Here is a 17,471-nt window from a genome sequence, read left to right on the forward strand (position 1 = left end):
AATCCTTATTTTTTCTAGTTAATTTAAACACCTCTTCCCCATCACCAGCAGGGTTCCCCTACTTTCTGAAACGCCTCTTTTCAATACATCAAAACCTGCTTTGATATAAGTTTTCTGGGCTGGAATGTTTTTCTCGTTAACTGCTAAAATTAGATGAGTAATCCGTCCATCAATCTGCGATTGGATAAAAAGAAATGGGTCGCTAAATACTTTTGAAGCGTAGCCTTTTCTACGATAGCGGTCATCGATAGAAAGACCACGAATGAGAGCATAATGTTCTCCCTTGAAGCCATATGTTTCTGGACCCTCTGCCAAATGAAGACAGAAAAAACCAACCAGTTTGTCCTCGTCATTAAGAATGGCAATGGCATGACGATTTGGATCTGCCTTCGCACTTTGAGCCACATTTTCAGGGGTATCGGTATAAGTCGTATCTGACAATTGGAAGTCAGCCATATCCTTGTGGTGTTTTTCAATATCGTAGCGTTCTAACTTCATCAGTTCCTCACTTGTTGCATTTCTTCCAATCAACTAGATGCATCCCCTGCAATTAACTCACAGGAATCTACATCTGCTGTCAGAATAGTCACATGGCCCATTTTGCGGTTGGGCTTGGCTTCTAGTTTACCATAAAGGTGGAGGTGGGCGCTAGGGTTGGCGCGGACATAGGCTTGGGCTTTTTCCATGTGTTGGCCGAGGACATTAAGCATAACAGCCGGCGCATGAAGGTGGATGGCGGGCAGGGGTGCCCCCAGTACGCCTAGGATATGGGTGTCAAACTGGGAAAAATCGCAGGCTTCGATGGAGTAGTGCCCTGAGTTGTGGGGTCGCGGTGCGATTTCATTGACGATGATAGCATCATCTGTCGCGAACATTTCCACGCAGAGGGTTCCGGACAGCTTCAGCTGCTTGGCAATGTGCACCGCCATAGCCTGCGCTTGGGCGCTCAATTCGTCTGAAATGCGAGCCGGGACAATGGTTTTGGAGAGGATGTTGTTGCGGTGGATATTTTCCTGAACGGGAAAGACTGTCACGTCTGTTCCATTTCCTGATACGATGACGGAAATTTCCAGATTGAAATCAACAAATTCTTCCAGAACACAGTCTGCTGTGTCCGCTAATTGACAGGCGTCAGCCAGATTTTCCTCAGACCGGATAACCACCTGCCCATGTCCATCATAGCCGCCTGTCGCGGTTTTGAGGACATAATTTTTAGACAGATCAAGACCGTCTAAGTCGCTGCTAGAGTGAACCACCTTGTAGGGTGCCACGGGGACATTTGCTTTGTTAGATAAGAAGTCTTTTTCAAAGATTCGGTTTTGGGAAATGCGGAGCAGATCTGTACCTTGAGGCAGCTGACCGTCCTTGACAACAGCGTCAAGACCGTCTGCATCAACATTTTCAAATTCATAGGTCAAGACATCGCAGCGCACTGCCAGCTGGCGCAGAGCATCCACGTCATCATAAGGTGCCGCGATAACCTCTGCCACCCGAGAGGCCGGACAGTCCGCTGCAGGGTCCAAAGCAATGACCTTGTGTCCCATATAAATAGCAGAAATAGCCATCATCTGACCCAGCTGGCCGCCGCCGATAATTCCTATTGTCTTAGTTGAGCTCATTGGTTGACTCCTCGGCGATTCTGCCTTGTTCTTCGTGGAAATGGCTGAGCTGCTGAGCAATTTTTTCGTCCTCAATGGAGAGAATGCGCAGAGCTGTCAGAGCAGCGTTGGTCGCTCCCGCTTCACCGATAGCCATGGTCGCCACAGGCACACCGCCCGGCATCTGAACGATGGAGTAAAGGGAATCAAGGCCGCTGAGGGCGCGTGATTTGACCGGCACACCGATGACCGGCAGAGTGGTTTTAGCTGCTACCATACCAGGCAGATGGGCCGCCCCGCCGGCACCAGCAATAATAACCTTAATACCGCGGCCGCGGGCTTCTTCAGCGTGTTTGAACATGAGATCCGGTGTGCGGTGGGCTGAAACGACTTTCTTCTCATAAGAAAGGCCGAACTGATCAAGTATTTCTGCGGTTTTTTGCATGGTGATCCAGTCGGATTTGGAGCCCATGATAATAGAAATGATTGGTTTCATAATAAGATACAAAGGGACCTTTCGCTTGCGAAAAATTCCGTAGAAAAATAGGAAAACTAACGACGACGCTTGCGTCTAGGTAGTTTTATCTTTTTTCCTAGGAATTTAGTCCCGTGTTCAATTCCTTTCTTTTTTCTTTTGATAATCACCTTAAGTTGCGGGGACGGCAGCAGCCACCTTTGGTGTCTCATGCCTAAATCGGAAGCCTAAGGTCTTCCGATTTCCCTTGACTGATTAGCAAGGCTAAGCAGTCTCTCACAACGGCGGTGATTATCGGGTGGGCGACCTTCGGTCGCTTGAGCGGTGCTTCTGTACTTGTCTGGTCTGCTAATTTATTTAATCGCTTTGCTGCCGATATCATGCCGGTAGAAGAGGCCGTTTGTGTTTTGTTTGGCAAGTTCCTTGTAGATTTTATTCTGCGCAGCTTTGACACTGTCTGCTGTGGTGACCAGCATATAAACGCGACCGCCGTTTGACAAGAGTAGCTGGCCATTTTCAGCGAACTTAGCCCCTGCATAGTAAGTGATAATGTCGCCGTCAGTCTTGGCTGGCAGCTCAACACCCTTGTCATAGGCGAAGGGATAGCCGTTTGATGCGACAACCACACCAAGGGTCACTCCCTCATCCAGCCAAGCCATGTGCGGCTCTCTGCCCTCTAAAATATCGGTAATGTTCTGCGCAAAATCAGACGTCAAGCGCGGCAGAATAATCTGCGTTTCCGGGTCGCCAAAGCGCGCGTTAAACTCAATGACCTTGGGACCATCAGCGGTCAGAATCAGGCCGCAGTAGAGCACGCCCAGATAAGGCCGGCCTTCTTTAATCATGCCCTCAAGCACAGGCTTGACGATGGTTTCCACCGCCGTGTCCACCACGCTTTGAGGCAGGTGCGGCACCGGTGCATAAGCCCCCATGCCTCCTGTATTGGGCCCCTTGTCGCCGTCGTAGGCCCGTTTGTGGTCCTGAGCTGTCGGCAGGATGTAAAACCTATCGCCGTTGACCAAGGCAAAGAGGGAGAACTCCTCACCGTCCAGAAACTCTTCGATAATCACACGCGCACCCGAGTCACCGAACTTATTGTCCAAAAGCATCTCACGGGCTGCTTCTACGGCCTCTTCCACGGTTTCTGCCACAACAACGCCCTTGCCCAGCGCCAAACCGTCAGCCTTCACGACGATTGGTGCGCCTTGCTTTTCAATATAGGCCTTGGCTTTTTCAAAGTCGGTAAATGTGCCATAGGCTGCTGTCGGAATCTGGTATTTAGCCATGATGGACTTGGCAAAATCCTTGGACCACTCCAGCTCCGCTGCTAATTTGGACGGGCCAAAAGCTTTAAACCCAGCCTGGTTAAAATCATCAACGATACCAGCCGCCAGTGCATCATCAGGGCCAATAAAAGTCCAAGCAATGTCATTGCTCTTTGCAAAATCAATCAAAGCAGAATGTTCGGAAATTCCGATATTTACAATTTCCAAACCATCCAGCGTCATCCCGTCATTGCCGGGCGCCACATAGACCGCTTCAACCCCATCAGACGCCAACAGACTTTTTGCAATCGCATGCTCACGACCGCCAGAACCAACAACCAATAATTTCATATACCTACCTCTGTCTTAAAAAGAAAAGACGAATCGCCTTTAGCCTAAAAGTGATAATGATTCAACTTTATTATACCATACTTATCATGTTTGACGGATATTATCCTGAAATCATAGACAAATATTCGGATATTAAAACCGCCCAGAAAATTTCTGGACGGTTCTAAATAACTTTTAAGGATTAAACGACACATGGACATGGTCATAGTGATTTTCGGTAACACTGCCACGGTCTGGCATTGGATTCCATGTGTAAGCTGGTCCGTAGATACTTGGATATGGTGAGTAGAAACGCTGTTTCCAGATAATATAGGAAATGTTTTTAGCCCCCATATTGTTGACTGCGTATTCTGCGACCTGATCACCGAGGACTGAGCTGACAGGCACCATGAAATCTACCGCCAGGCCTTGTCCATGATCGCCTGAATCTCCAGGACGAAGGGTGCTGAACTCTGTGATCCCAAAGAGGTTAGCAACTTCTTGTTGGAAAGCAGCAACTTGCGGCTGGAGACCTGTACTATCAACGGTTCCGCCAGCCACAGGTGTTTGAGTAGCTGCCTCTTCAGTAACTGGTGCTGGCGTTGTTGGCTCAGCAGCGGGTGAGACTGCTTCGACAACAGGTTGAGCTGGTTGCTCAACAGCAGCGGGAGCAACTGGATCAGTGCTGGCCACTTCTTCCTGCGCAGCCTCAGTAACTGGCGCTGGTTCACTAGCAGCTATTGACGCATCATCTGTTGCTTCAACATCAGCTAATTTAACTGTTTCATCAGAGATAGTGACCTCCTTAGCTTTGAGGTCAATAGTGGCTTCTACCGTTTCACCAGCTTGATCAGCTACTGGAGCTTCGATCACAACCTCAGTGGCTTGATCTTTTTTGTCATAGGTTGTCGTGATACTTGTTTCTGGGAAAATCAAGTTAAGGTCAGCGATTTGGTTGACCTTAGCCAAGACCTCCATATCAACAGCCATAGCTTCAGCGATGGTTGAGAGCGTATCACCGTACTTAACAGTATAAGCTTGGCTATTGCCAGCAGCGACAAGGTCAGCTTTGATAGCATCTACCGAACGCGCTGTCCATGTTTCTGCTTTAACATGTTGACCTGCAACCATTGATAAGAACACAGTAGAGGTTAATAATAATTTTTTATTCACGTGTTACATACCTTCCTTTTTCAAAGATAAAGTCTATCCTACTGCATCTTTAGCCAAATAGCAAGGCATTTAAGCCTTTTTAAACAAAGTAAGACAAGGCTGTAACAGACTGACTTTTTTGTCATATAGCTCTAATTATTGATAACTTCTTCTTTTTATCAACGAAAACTACCCATTTTTGTTACCCAACCGTCCTTTTTGTAACAAAAATATTGCATTGACATTTAAATGAATCTACTTTATAATAGTATGGAAACTAAAATAGAAGAGGAATACTATGCGCTATTCATCAAAATTTATCCTCCTTTCATCTACGATGATCTTGGGGGCTTTCGTTAACTCACCTGTAATCTCAGCGGATCAATTGACTGCTGAAAAGGTCAGTTTAAAAACAGTTGAAACTGCTACTACAGAGCGAATAACCGCTGATATTCAAGCAAGTTTGCTTGACGGCAAGCCAATCCTTCGTTTGTCAAATGTCTCAGCAAAAGGCGTCCAAGCGGTTAAGATCACCATCTCATCCAAGAGCGATGATAGTGACAAACACACCTACACTGCAGAACTTGATAAAGATGGTAGCTATGTCGTCAAACTAGACCGTACTTTCCACGACAAGACTGGTAAAAACTTTAAGGCCAAGGTCGCCTTGGAACGTTCGCAGGGTATCACAGATTTCTTATCTGATTATCCTTTTATCTGGACAGATGAGGAGCCTGTTAACGCAGAGTCTACTGAGCCGACAAAGACAACAACTGAGGCTGCTTTAGCTGAAACAAGCAGTTCCTCAGTAGAAACAACTCAAACGTCTCCTACTGAACCAACGACAACACCTGCTCCGACCGAAACAGCGACGACTAGCTCTGCTATTTCCACAGAACAAGCATCTGCCCGTCAAGAAACAAAGGAAATCAAGCCTGATATCAAGGGCGACAGTGAGGACAAAGAGAATCCTGAAAGCACTGAGCCAGCTCAATCTACAACCCCTGTCCAAGCAAAATCAACTACCAGCACAGCGTCTTCTTCACAGGCAACTACCAAAGAGGACAAAAACCGTACTGAGACTCCTTCTACTGTAACAGAAACCGCTTATTTTGGAACAGAACCTATCTTGCGTAACGCAACAAGCGGACTCCAAACGACTGGTACCCTGACTGTTGTCAAAAACCAGCAAACAGGTTCCTTTGAAGTGACTGTTTCAAACGTTGATAGCGCAGATGGCGTCGAGGAAGTCTTACTTCCTATCTGGTCTGCTGCGGGCGGACAAGATGACATCAACTGGTATAGAGCTAAAAAACAAGCCGACAATACCTTCAAGGCCATGGTTTCCATTTCTGATCACAAAAATGATCTGGGAGAATACTACATCCACCTCTACTATATTGATCGCAAGAAGAAATTGATCGGTGTTGGGGGAACGACGACAACTATCTCCAAAACAGCGACACAACCAACTGGTAAGATGACGATTACCACTGCTAATGCAGTAACAGGTGCTTTTGATGTGGTTGTCTCAGATATTTACGCACCAAACGGACTCAAAGAAGTGCTCATCCCAGTCTGGTCTGATCAAGGCGGACAAGATGATATTCATTGGTACAATGCCACCAAGCAGATGGATGGTTCTTATAAAATCACCGTTGACCCCGCCAACCACAAGAACAATCAAGGTATCTACCACGCCCATCTCTACTTCCGCCAAAACGATGGGCAACTAAAAGGCATCTCAACCGCCAAGACGACTGTCAAGACAGTTCCCCTTTCTGGGAAAATTACCATTACCAACAATAACCAAGTCACTGGTAGTTTCGATATTCTGGTGACAGAAGTTGCCAGTCAAGCAGGTGTTTCTGAAGTTCTCGTTCCTGTCTGGGGCGAAACTAATGGTCAAAATGATATTCGTTGGTACAACGCAGCTAGACAGTCTGATGGCTCTTACAAAGTAAGTGTCAAATCTAGCGATCACCAGTTTGAGACAGGCACCTATCATGCCCATCTCTACTATCGCCAAAGCAATGGCCAGCTTAAAGGAGTCGGTGGCACCCAAACTCTTGTTAAATCAAATACCTCTTTAGGTAAATTAACCATTACCAATCAAAACAAACAAACGGGTAGCTTTGATGTCACCATCACAGACGTTAATCCGGGTTATGGAGTCTCAGAAATTCTTCTTCCAACTTGGTCAGACAAGAGTGGCCAAGACGATATCCAGTGGTATCGTGCTGAAAAGCAGGCAGACGGTTCCTACAAGGCTTCCATCTCCATCAGCAATCACAAGTTCGATACTGGAACCTACCATGTTCACTATTATCATAGAACTGCAGACGGACAACTAAAAGGTATCGGTGGCATTCAAACAACGGTCGAAGCATCAGCCACACAGCCAACAGGACACATTAGTGTTTCCAAGAATAACAATGGTTTTGATGTTGTCATTTCGGGCGTTTATGCCCCAAGTGGCGTCAAAGAAGTCTCTGTACCAATCTGGTCAGAAGCAGGCGGTCAAGATGACATTCGTTGGTATACAGCAACCAAGCAAGCTGACGGCAATTACAGTGTTTCTGTCAACCTTGCCAACCACAACAACACCTCTGGCAAGTACAATATCCACCTTTACTACCGTCTTAACTCTGGCCAATTCGTCGGTGTAGGTGGTACAACAACTCAGGCAACTGCCCAAACAGTAGCTGCAACCATGTCTACTAGCTACCAAGGAACTGGTCAGTATACCGTTGATTTTGCTAATATTTATGGCCAAGGACGTGTCAATGTGGCGATTTGGTCTGATACAGGCGGTCAAGATGATTTGATTTGGTACGTTGCTCAATCTCTAGGAAATGGCCGCTACCAGTTGAATTTCAACGTCCAAAACCATAGCGGTATCGGCACTTATCACATCCACGCTTACCTGACAAATAGCCAAAATGTCTTCCAGACCTCTGGTACCATTCAGGTAGCTCGTACAAACTATACTGCACCTTACTATTCACAAAATGATGGTCGTTGGGGAGGTATTGTTTACGGACAATATAGTGTCAGTTATTCTGGCTGTGTACCAACAGCAGTTGCCATGGCAGCTACCGGTATTACAGGGCGTACGATAACTCCAAACGATGTGGCAAGTTATCTCTACTACAACACGCAAGAATTCAACCGCATCCATGGAGCGGGTACTACTGGTACTGGCCTTGTCCAAGCAGCCAACCATTTCGGCTTACGTGCAACAGCTCTTCATGGTCAAAATGCTTTGATTAATGCTCTACAAAACGGCCAATTTGTCGCTGCAGCCGTCGGTCATTCTGTCTTTGTCAAATCACCGGCTACTCACCAACTCCTGCTCAAAGGCTACCAAAACGGGAAAACCTATGTCATGGACCCTTACACACCAAGCATGAATGGTTGGTACGATGTGTCTTACTTGACTAGCGTTCCAAGTAACTGGTCTGGCGATCTCTACCAAGGCTCTGTCTTCATCCAACTTTCTGAATAGACTAAAAGAGTCTGGCAGACAGCCGTGATGATTTCGCTTTCGCTAAAAAAAGTATGTGACCGCTGAAGATTATATAAAAAATAATAAAACTGCATGAAACCTTCGTTTAATAAACGTTGATTTCGTGCAGTTTTTATATAGTTTACTTTCTGTGAAAATCAAAATCCGATGTCAGTAGCTTACCGTAGGGAGTATTAGCTCTACTTTTAGTTCCTTGTCTAATTCAGCTTTTGGCTTCCTTTGAATATTATAGTCGATTGAATCAAGAAACAGTACAGCTGTGGTTCAAAAAAGTATACTAGGTGATGCTCTGATTTTGAGACAGCTTTCAATCAACTATATTTCTATCATTCTAAACAAGAATACTCCTGCTATCTGTATAGCATTGACTTTTTCAACAGGCGCCATAAAAGTTTTTTTTACTGATCCTTTAGACTCCTATTTCCCAAAGATTTTTAAGTTTGCACTCTTAAGCGGGACACTTATTCACCTTGCCTAGCTTCAATTAGAGCCTAATGACATGATCTAATGACTCAAGGCTATATTTCTTATGCTTTTGGATAGATATAATAGACTTCTCCACGAGTATAACCTGAACCATTCCAGACCATGGTTGGATCAAACCAGCCGCGGAAATTACTGATGTACTGTCTTCCAAGGTAATTTGACTCCAGAATCTGGATACGGTTGGCACTTTCAACATGAGTAACAACTCCCACATGACCATAGCCATTACCGTCTGTCGGCCAAACAGCAACAGCACCAACCCGAGGCATTGTCCCGACAGAGTATCCTAGTCTACGAGCAACATTTGCCCATTCTTTGGCATTCCCCCACCATTCGCCAACCCAAGGTGCGACTTGCTTGGCTCCCCAGGTACATTGACCAACAGGATAGCTGGTCGCATGGTAGGTTCTCGGAATTGTTGGTGTGGCGACAGTTTTAGTTACGGCCGCTGGCAAATGATGTGCAGCTACTGTGAAAGTGCTTGGGATAACGCCTACTTGACCTGTTGAAGTTTTTTTATAGACATGGAGATGATAAGTACCGCTATCCTTATGCTTGGATAAGTCCAACTGAAGTTTATGACTACCATTTCCACTTGGCTGGGCATCGTACCAGATCAAATCATCCTGACCATTTTTATCCGACCAAACAGCAAATTGATAAGCACCTGCTTCTGCATTATGAAGGGTTAATTCATAGGTACCTGATCCGATAAATCTAGCAGAAGTCGAGACGGACGCTGCTTGTACAGGTTTTTCCAGAGTGACAGTTGGCCCCACATAACCAAGACGGCTTCCATCTGCATAATTGATGTACACGTGGTTCTGGTATTGCCCTGCTAAACTCTGATGATTGGTATAAGAAACTTTGAGACTGTAAGTTGACTGACCATTTCCAGGAATGCTATACCATTTGATATTGCTCTGATTAGAAGTACTCCAAACGGCTACATCAATGGACTTCACCGTTTTTTCTGGCTGAATATTCAGCCTATAGGTCCCTTTTGTTTTTTCAACTTGACTGGCTGTAATGGTTGTCTTTGCAGGCTCGGTCTTCTTAGGAGTTGTCGGTGTTGTCACTTGATTTCCAACCGTCACAGTCGTTAGACCAGCACCTTCCAAAGAAGCACCTGCTTTGCTGCGGATATAGAGATGAATATGGTAGAGTCCTGTATCATTTTTATGATTTTTCGTATCAACCTGTAAATAATAGATCCCATTTGACAGTCTAGCTGCTCGGTACCAGTTGATATCATCCTGGTCATTCTTATCTGACCAAGTTGGAAGTAACACCTCCGCAGGTTGCCCTGCAACACCAGTGACTGCAATGTTAATCTTACCATCTCGACTCACACTAGCGCTTATTCTAGGCTGACTTGAGACTTCTGCCACAGGAGTTGCAGCACGATACTGTGATGGTGAAGCGCTTCTAGCAGACCTCGGCTGGATTGAAGACCTAGAAGAACGGGGTTGCATGACACTTACATCGCTAGAATTTTCTGCTGATTTCGGTTCGCTCTCTTGCGATGATGTTATCCTTGACTTGGTTGTCGGTGCTTGAGGCAATTGTGTCTCTTGGTTTGTCGTTGTAGCTGGCGTTGTTGACTCAGCTTGAGCCTCTGGTTTGCTAGATGTTGACGGCGTCGTTGTCATCGAGGTGGTGGACTCTACCGAGTTAGTTGTCATCTCTGGAGCAACAGTTGTTGTTTCTGGTGCAGTTGTCTTGGTCTCTTCGGTGTCTCTCTGGAAGGTTGTAGCCTTGAGCAAGACTTTTTCAGCACCTTTGACTTGATAAACCTCAATATGGTAAGTTCCGTCTCCGGAATGGTTTTGTAGGTCAATAGTTGTCTCTGGTCCCTGATAATCGTAGAATTCCAAATCATCCTTGCCATTTTCTTCAGACCAAATGGCATACTGGATGGTACCTTTTTGTGGCATCTCTCCTTGGTAAACCAAGGTCGCACGCTGCGCATCTGATTGAACCTCTACATTGACACCATGCTCATTGGCGAGCACAGCTCCACTAACTGCTAATTGTCCTAAAACTAAACTTGATAATAATAATTTTTTGAGTGTCATATTATCTCCTTTCAAACTCTTTATTCGTTGAAAATCAGAAATAATAGGCAAAAAATTAAAAAATTTAGTGATAGAACTAACGAACACTTATATAGATTGCGATCATATTTCCTAATTACTCAGTATGGGGACACAAAATTCACAGTAACCTTCTTGAACTTTGCGGACTGCATAGCGCTCAATAATCGGGCGCTCTGAATCCATTTGATAACCTGCTAGATAGTTTGACAAAGTGGACCAAAACTGACGAACAGATTCCACTGTATGTTCAACTTCTATAACCAGATAAACACCGTCTTCAAGCAATCGCTGGGGTAAGTTCCAATTGCTACCTGTATCATCTACAATTAGACCAACATCATATCGACATTTCTCTGGGCTAGTTTTGACAGGATTATCTAGTGCAATACCGACCAAAACACTGTTTTCATTAAATAATTGTTGTTCCTTTAAAAATTGCTTAAACGATTCCATTAAAACATGGTTTTCTTCTCCATATGCACCTACTCGCCTCTTATAAATAATTGGGACATTTACAAACTTTTCTATCATCTTGCACCTCTTATTAATCACTATTGGTACCAATGAAATTATGATAACCCCTATTAAAATATTTTGCAACACCTTTTTTAATCACAAAACCACCTCAACATTTCTGCTGAGGTGCTCTGCTATATTCAGAAATCTTAGTGACGGAAATGTCTTACACCAGTGAAAACCATAGTAATACCGTGCTTGTTGGCAGCGTCAATCGAGTCTTGGTCGCGGACAGATCCGCCGGGTTGGATGATGGCCTTGATGCCTGCGGCTGCGATTTCCTCAATATTATCCGCAAATGGGAAGAAGGCATCTGAAGCAAGAACAGCGCCGCTAAGGCGATCCTTGGCCTGCTCAATGGCGATGCGGACAGAAGCCACACGGTTGGTCTGACCGGGGCCGACACCGAGAGTCTGATGGTCATTGGAAATCAAGATACCATTAGACTTGACGTACTTGATCGCTTTCCATGCAAAGGCAAGAGCAGTCATTTCCTGCTCGATCGGTTGACGGTCAGTCACAACTTTCCAGTCAGCTGGGCTTTCCTTGATGACGTCCTGATTTTGCACCAGCATGCCGCCGACCACACCGGTGTATTCCGCTTCAATTTCGCTCGCGTTCTGGGCATCAAATGGCAACTCCAAGAGACGGAGGTTTTTCTTTTTATTAGTCAAAATGGCTAACGCTTCTGCCGAGTAGCTCGGTGCAATGATGATTTCTAGGAAAATCGGGTGCATCTTCTCAGCTGTCGCGGCATCAACCTCACGGTTAAGCACGACAATCCCACCGAAAATGGACACTGGATCAGCATCGTAAGCGTAGTCCCAAGCCTGCTCAATGGTCTCGCCTTGACCGATGCCGCATGGGTTCATGTGCTTGAGGGCGACAACCGTTGGTTGGTCTTTAAAATCACGAATGATGCGAATAGCCGCATCCGCATCACGGATGTTGTTGAAGGACAATTCCTTACCGTTAAGCTGTTTGGCTGAGGCAATCGAATAGTCTGTCGGCAGGGCATTTTGGTAGAAATCCGCATCCTGTTGAGGATTTTCCCCGTAACGCATGCTCTGGTTGAGGTCGTAGGTCAGGGTCAATTTCTCAGGCTTACTTTCGCCGACCTGCTTAGTAAAATAGTCCGCAATCAAGGCGTCATAGGCTGCGGTGTGACGAAAGACCTTGGCCGCTAAACGTTGACGGGTTGGGTAGGTCGTCTCCCCACCTGCCTTGAGCTCATCAAGAACGACAGCGTAGTCTGCTGGGTCAACGACAACCGTCACACTAGCATGATTTTTAGCCGCAGAGCGAAGCATAGACGGTCCACCGATGTCAATATTTTCCACAGCCAAATCATAGGTCACATCAGAACGCAGAATGGTTTCCTTAAAAGGGTAAAGGTTGACCACAACTAGGTCAATGAGCCCAATCTCATGGCTAGCTGCCGCCTCTAAATGGCTGTCCAAATCACGACGAGCCAAAAGACCACCGTGAATCTTTGGATGAAGAGTCTTAACACGACCATCCATCATCTCAGGAAAGCCCGTCACATCATCGATGGCAATAGTCACCACGCCAGCATTGTCCAAAGCGGTCTTAGTCCCACCTGTTGAGATAATTTCCCAACCAAGATGAACCAATTCCTGGGCAAACTCGATAATGCCCGCCTTATCTGATACGCTAATTAAAGCACGTTTTGTCATGATTTCTCCTCAATTTTTTCCTTAAACAAATACTTTTCAATCACATCTAAGCCACCGCCAACCAAGGCTGCAACCAGACCATAACCCCAAATAGAAAGATCGGGAAATATAACCGCTGTCAAATAAAAGGCGAGTATAAAAGCTAGGATGTGTAAGAAAAGTTTTTTCATCATTTTCGCTTTCTAAAAACGGTATCACCAGTCAATTTCATAGGCGATATATTCATGCGACAACTCGTAGCCCAATTGTTGAGCTAATGCCAGAGATGCTTTGGTATGTGCATCCCAGCTAGGATAAAGATTTCTATTCAGACACTCCAAAATCAGTTTTGCAGCGACAGCCTTAGCCAAGCCCTGTCGTCTAAAATCTGGGTGGGTGTCAATTTCGATTTCGATACCCCCTTGATAAGCAGAGTAACTAGAAGCTCCCGCCAGGACTTGCTTCTCCTTGGTCACAACAACTCCTAAACCGATATCTTGAAAGTGCTGAAAATCATCAAAATTTCCTACTAAATCTTGCGACCAAGTCTTGCTCAGGCATTTATGATAAAATGTCTCATCAATCAAATGAAACTCATACTCTTCTGGCAAAGCAGTCACATGGGAAGCTAGTTTTCCTCTATCAAATACGGTGTTTTTCTTGGTTGCATACCGTGTAAAGGCATGAGCTTTTGCCCCAAAAGTCGTCTCAATCAAGTCAGACCAACCAGCATTGCTGAAGCACTAGAATAATATCTTCACCTCGACAAACTTCTATTAAGTCCAGACATGGTTCACCTGCTAAAAAGCCAAAAGAAGACCGCCTGCCTATTCTAGCTAGCACAGATTTTGGAACTTCCAAATCGTCTACTAAAATCTCTCCCATGATACCTTGCAAACAAGACCAAATCATGGTCTCTGGCCAATCGGCAAACAAATAAGCTACTTTTTCCGTCTCGTTCAATCGCATCAGTTCTCTCCTTTAGACCTATTTTATCATAAAGGAGAATTTTTTCGATCAACTCCCAAACTCTCTAGTACCTCTGGATACAGCTGATATTCCGCTTCGTGAATGCGGGTTTCAAAGGTTTCAAGTGTGTCATCGGTTAGTCTTGGTACGCGCAACTGCTTGATAATTTGACCAGTGTCTACGCCAGCGTCCACCCAGTGGATAGTGACGCCACTCTCAGCAACACCCGCTTTCCAAGCGTCCTCAATACCGTGGGCACCTGGAAATGCTGGCAGGTAAGCTGGGTGGATATTGATAATTTTGCCTTCGTAAGCCGAAAGCAAGGTCGGACCGACAATCTTCATATATCCCGCTAAGCAAATCAAATCAATCTGGTGCTGGTCCAGCAGGTCAACGATAGCTTGTTCGTAGGCTACCTTGTTGTCAAAGTCTTTAAGTTCAAAGGTAAAGCTAGGAACACCCAGTCTGTTCGCTCGTTCCAAGACATAAGCCTGTGGCTTATCTGAAAAGACAAATTCAACTGGAAAGGCTTCAGCAAGCACTTGAAAATTAGAACCTGAGCCTGAAGCGAAGACCGCAATCTTTTTGCTCATCGAATCACCACACTGGCATCTGTTTTCTCAACGATACGACCGAGTTCATAGACTTCTTCGTCCACCAGATCCTTGACTTCATCAACCTTGTCTGGGTTAATTGCCAACACGAGACCGATACCCATGTTGAAGATTTCAAACATTTCCTCATGTTTGATTTGGCCATATTTTTCCAAGGCTTCAAAGATGGGAAGAACTGGGATTTTGCTTTCGTCGATTTCAGCTGCTAGGTTGTCGGAAAACATACGAGGAATGTTTTCGATGAAGCCGCCGCCTGTGATATGGGCAATACCGTTAACTAAACCCGCTTTAACGAGAGGCAAAACTTGCTTGACATAGATACGAGTAGGCTCAAGGAGGACATCCTTTAGTGCTCTGCCATTTAGCTCCGGCAACAGAGCGTCGTCGTCAACATCCGCGAAAACCTTGCGAACCAGAGAATACCCATTGGAATGAATCCCGCTTGAAGCCAGTCCCAGCAGGACATCATCGGCTTTGACCTTTGAACCGTCAATAATCTGTGATTTTTCAGCAATTCCAACAGCAAAACCGGCTAAGTCATAATCGTCCTCGCCATACATGCCGGGCATTTCAGCCGTTTCACCGCCGATAAGGGCAGCACCAGCCTGAACACAGCCTTCAGCCACACCGGCAACCACCTGCTCCAGCTTTTCGGGAACATTTTTGCCTGTCGCGATATAGTCGAGGAAGTAAAGTGGCTCAGCACCCGCAGCAATGATGTCGTTGACGCACATGGCTACGCAATCCTGGCCAATGGTATCGTGCTTGTCGTACTGGATAGCCAGCATGAGCTTGGTTCCGACACCGTCCGTGCCAGATACTAGAACTGGCTCTTTGACGTCCAGCTGGGTCAAATCAAACATGCCACCAAAACCACCGAGAGCGCCCATGACACCGAGGCGTTCCGTACGCGCCACATGTTTTTTAATGCGCTCGACAACCTCGTAACCAGCCTCGACATCAACACCAGATTGGGCGTATGCGTTTTTTTCTGTCATTATTTTTTCCTTTCCTTGTCAGCAAGTGTCTTGAATTCCTTTTTGAGGCTATTCCAAAAGACTAAGCTATATAGCTAAGCTATTGTAGCAATACCATACCCGTCGCAGCAATCCAGTGACCTTTAAGAACTGATACCACGGTTAGTATCAATAAGATGGGGATCAGGATAAGCGTTGTCCCAAGTAATAGCCTTAGTTGGCTTTCTACCTTCTTCAACCTACTTCACCTTCTCAATGTAAAAACTGGTCTTTTCGTCCAGACTACGAAGGTACTCGGCTTCATAATCATAAAGTGGCGTTGGGTATTGGCCATCAAAGTAAGCCACACAAAGACCACCATTTGGCGCATCTGTCTCTAGGCCAATAGCTTCAATCATACCGTCCAAGGACAGATAGGTCAGGCTGTCAGCGCCAATAATCTCGCAGACCTCCTCAACCGTATGGTTGGCCGAAATCAATTCCCGACGAGTCTGAATGTCGATCCCATAAAAACACGGATACTTGAGCTCAGGACTGCCGATAGCCACATGGACCTCAGCAGCGCCCGCTTCTTTTAAGAGCTGGACAATACGCCTAGAAGTTGTCCCACGGACGATGGAATCGTCCACCATAACCACGCGCTTGCCCTTGACCACACCCGATACAGCCGAAAGCTTCATGCGCACGCCCTGCTCCCGCAATTCCTGAGTCGGTTGAATAAAGGTTCGCTGGGTGTATTGATTTTTGACCAAACCCATCTCATTTGGCAGGCCAGATTCCTCGGCAAAGCCCATAGCTGCGCTGAGGGAAGAATTTGGCACACCAACTACAATATCCGCTTCATGCTGGAACTCCTGCGCCAGCTTTTTCCCCAGGTTTTTGCGAGCAGTGTGGACATTGACACCCGCAATGGTCGAGTCTGGACGGGCAAAATAGACATACTCCATAGAGCAAATAGCCAGCTGGGTATCCGTCGTGTAAACATCTTCTTTGAGACCATTCTCATCAATGATGATGATTTCACCCGGCTTGATATCTCGAATCCACTCGGCACCGATCACTTCAAAGGCACAGGTTTCACTGGCAATCACCCAAGCGCCATTGGTCATTTTGCCTAAAGACAAGGGACGAAAACCATTAGGATCAAGGGCTGCAATCAACTTGTCCTCGGTCATGAGCAGATAAGCAAAACCACCTTTAACCGTATTCAGCGCCTCTTTGACCTTACCAATAAATTCAGGATGATGGCTACGACGAATCAGGTGCATGAGAATTTCCGTGTCTGATGAAGCGTTGAAAATCGCTCCCTGTTCTTCTAATTGACGACGTAAAGAAATCGCATTTGTCAGATTACCATTATGACAAAGAGCTAACTCACTGTCATGGAACTTGTAGAGAAAGGGCTGGATATTGCGGATATCTGCCGTGCCAGCAGTAGCATAACGGACATGACCGATCGCAGCATGCCCCGTCAACTTATCCAAATCGGTTTGATTTTTGAAGACCTCTGAGAGCAAGCCCTTATCGCGATGCCCTTTCAAAGCACCAGCATCATTAGAAACAATCCCTGCTCCCTCCTGACCACGGTGCTGTAGGCTGTGAAGTCCAAAATAGGTGACTTGCGCAGCCTGAGTATGACCCCAGATGCCAAAGACACCGCACTCTTCATTGAGGGATTTTACTTCGTACATGTTATTTTTCCTCTTTTTGTCCTTTTCTTAAGTGACATCGTGTGAGGAATTTCTTTTCATAGCTTTGTAAGATTCTATACGATCGCAAGAACGA

Annotated in this window: 14 protein-coding genes and 2 pseudogenes; 1 reads left to right on the forward strand and 15 read right to left on the reverse strand. The window is 45.8% G+C overall.

Annotated features, from left to right (window positions below):
- Positions 1-18: 18 nt before the first annotated feature.
- The 7 genes and pseudogenes from A3I5_RS0111205 to A3I5_RS0111225 all read right to left on the reverse strand — a co-directional run bounded on the left by A3I5_RS0111205 (position 19) and on the right by A3I5_RS0111225 (position 4,841).
- The gene (locus A3I5_RS0111205; protein ID WP_231869663.1) at positions 19-531 is read right to left on the reverse strand and encodes a GNAT family N-acetyltransferase; all 513 of its coding nucleotides are present in this window, start codon (positions 529-531) and stop codon (positions 19-21) included.
- Complete coding sequence (gene purK / locus A3I5_RS0111210) at positions 528-1,619, reverse strand: 5-(carboxyamino)imidazole ribonucleotide synthase (RefSeq protein ID WP_018374706.1); 1,092 nt, start codon at positions 1,617-1,619, stop codon at positions 528-530. Before purK ends, A3I5_RS0111205 begins: the two co-directional genes overlap by 4 nt.
- Positions 1,606-2,094, reverse strand: coding sequence for a 5-(carboxyamino)imidazole ribonucleotide mutase (purE, locus tag A3I5_RS0111215; protein WP_018374707.1), 489 nt, complete (start codon positions 2,092-2,094; stop codon positions 1,606-1,608). The genes purK and purE overlap by 14 nt, the downstream gene beginning before the upstream one ends.
- Before the next feature lie 150 nt (positions 2,095-2,244).
- Positions 2,245-2,325, reverse strand: a pseudogene (locus tag A3I5_RS13020) (phosphoribosylaminoimidazole carboxylase); the annotation flags it as partial.
- On the reverse strand, positions 2,288-2,455 hold the full coding sequence (locus A3I5_RS12830) for a hypothetical protein (protein WP_156809088.1): 168 nt from the start codon (positions 2,453-2,455) through the stop codon (positions 2,288-2,290). The pseudogene A3I5_RS13020 and the gene A3I5_RS12830, both read right to left, overlap by 38 nt.
- Positions 2,427-3,689, reverse strand: a complete 1,263-nt coding sequence (gene purD / locus A3I5_RS0111220) for a phosphoribosylamine--glycine ligase (protein WP_018374708.1) — start codon at positions 3,687-3,689, stop codon at positions 2,427-2,429. Before purD ends, A3I5_RS12830 begins: the two co-directional genes overlap by 29 nt.
- Before the next feature lie 174 nt (positions 3,690-3,863).
- Entirely contained in the window at positions 3,864-4,841 is a 978-nt protein-coding gene (locus A3I5_RS0111225; RefSeq protein ID WP_018374709.1) for a LysM peptidoglycan-binding domain-containing protein, read from the reverse strand.
- 277 nt (positions 4,842-5,118) lie between these two features.
- On the opposite strand from A3I5_RS0111225, the gene A3I5_RS11990 reads away from it, so the two are divergent.
- Positions 5,119-8,328, forward strand: a complete 3,210-nt coding sequence (locus tag A3I5_RS11990) for a GBS Bsp-like repeat-containing protein (protein WP_018374710.1) — start codon at positions 5,119-5,121, stop codon at positions 8,326-8,328.
- Positions 8,329-8,876: 548 nt separating this feature from the next.
- Here A3I5_RS11990 and A3I5_RS12155 read toward each other — a convergent pair.
- The 8 genes and pseudogenes from A3I5_RS12155 to purF form a co-directional block, all read right to left on the reverse strand.
- Positions 8,877-10,913, reverse strand: a complete 2,037-nt coding sequence (locus A3I5_RS12155) for a GBS Bsp-like repeat-containing protein (RefSeq protein ID WP_018374711.1) — start codon at positions 10,911-10,913, stop codon at positions 8,877-8,879.
- A 111-nt stretch (positions 10,914-11,024) separates the two neighbouring features.
- Entirely contained in the window at positions 11,025-11,465 is a 441-nt protein-coding gene (locus A3I5_RS0111240) for an AraC family transcriptional regulator (protein WP_018374712.1), read from the reverse strand.
- A gap of 134 nt (positions 11,466-11,599) precedes the next feature.
- The gene (gene purH, locus A3I5_RS0111245; protein ID WP_018374713.1) at positions 11,600-13,147 is read right to left on the reverse strand and encodes a bifunctional phosphoribosylaminoimidazolecarboxamide formyltransferase/IMP cyclohydrolase; all 1,548 of its coding nucleotides are present in this window, start codon (positions 13,145-13,147) and stop codon (positions 11,600-11,602) included.
- Positions 13,144-13,320, reverse strand: coding sequence for a hypothetical protein (locus A3I5_RS12725; RefSeq protein ID WP_156809090.1), 177 nt, complete (start codon positions 13,318-13,320; stop codon positions 13,144-13,146). The genes purH and A3I5_RS12725 overlap by 4 nt, the downstream gene beginning before the upstream one ends.
- A 21-nt stretch (positions 13,321-13,341) precedes the next feature.
- Positions 13,342-14,098 (reverse strand): annotated as a pseudogene (locus A3I5_RS12000) (GNAT family N-acetyltransferase).
- Between the two features lie 23 nt (positions 14,099-14,121).
- Positions 14,122-14,688, reverse strand: a complete 567-nt coding sequence (purN, locus tag A3I5_RS0111260; RefSeq protein WP_018374715.1) for a phosphoribosylglycinamide formyltransferase — start codon at positions 14,686-14,688, stop codon at positions 14,122-14,124.
- Positions 14,685-15,707: a phosphoribosylformylglycinamidine cyclo-ligase gene (gene purM, locus A3I5_RS0111265; protein WP_018374716.1), complete on the reverse strand. Its 1,023-nt coding sequence runs from the start codon at positions 15,705-15,707 to the stop codon at positions 14,685-14,687. Before purM ends, purN begins: the two co-directional genes overlap by 4 nt.
- Before the next feature lie 218 nt (positions 15,708-15,925).
- Positions 15,926-17,377, reverse strand: a complete 1,452-nt coding sequence (gene purF, locus A3I5_RS0111270; protein ID WP_018374717.1) for an amidophosphoribosyltransferase — start codon at positions 17,375-17,377, stop codon at positions 15,926-15,928.
- Positions 17,378-17,471: the final 94 nt, after the last annotated feature.

Source organism: Streptococcus merionis DSM 19192 (assembly GCF_000380085.1).
In the GTDB taxonomy this organism is placed as follows: Bacteria; Bacillota; Bacilli; order Lactobacillales; family Streptococcaceae; genus Streptococcus; species Streptococcus merionis.

Coding starts and splice junctions, on each gene's coding strand:
- purK (WP_018374706.1), bottom strand. CDS start 1,619: ATGAGCTCAACTAAGACAATAGGAATTATCGGCGGCGGCCAGCTGGGT.
- purE (WP_018374707.1), bottom strand. CDS start 2,094: ATGAAACCAATCATTTCTATTATCATGGGCTCCAAATCCGACTGGATC.
- A3I5_RS12830 (WP_156809088.1), bottom strand. CDS start 2,455: ATGATATCGGCAGCAAAGCGATTAAATAAATTAGCAGACCAGACAAGT.
- purD (WP_018374708.1), bottom strand. CDS start 3,689: ATGAAATTATTGGTTGTTGGTTCTGGCGGTCGTGAGCATGCGATTGCA.
- A3I5_RS11990 (WP_018374710.1), top strand. CDS start 5,119: ATGCGCTATTCATCAAAATTTATCCTCCTTTCATCTACGATGATCTTG.
- A3I5_RS12155 (WP_018374711.1), bottom strand. CDS start 10,913: ATGACACTCAAAAAATTATTATTATCAAGTTTAGTTTTAGGACAATTA.
- A3I5_RS0111240 (WP_018374712.1), bottom strand. CDS start 11,465: ATGATAGAAAAGTTTGTAAATGTCCCAATTATTTATAAGAGGCGAGTA.
- purH (WP_018374713.1), bottom strand. CDS start 13,147: ATGACAAAACGTGCTTTAATTAGCGTATCAGATAAGGCGGGCATTATC.
- A3I5_RS12725 (WP_156809090.1), bottom strand. CDS start 13,320: ATGATGAAAAAACTTTTCTTACACATCCTAGCTTTTATACTCGCCTTT.
- purN (WP_018374715.1), bottom strand. CDS start 14,688: ATGAGCAAAAAGATTGCGGTCTTCGCTTCAGGCTCAGGTTCTAATTTT.
- purM (WP_018374716.1), bottom strand. CDS start 15,707: ATGACAGAAAAAAACGCATACGCCCAATCTGGTGTTGATGTCGAGGCT.
- purF (WP_018374717.1), bottom strand. CDS start 17,377: ATGTACGAAGTAAAATCCCTCAATGAAGAGTGCGGTGTCTTTGGCATC.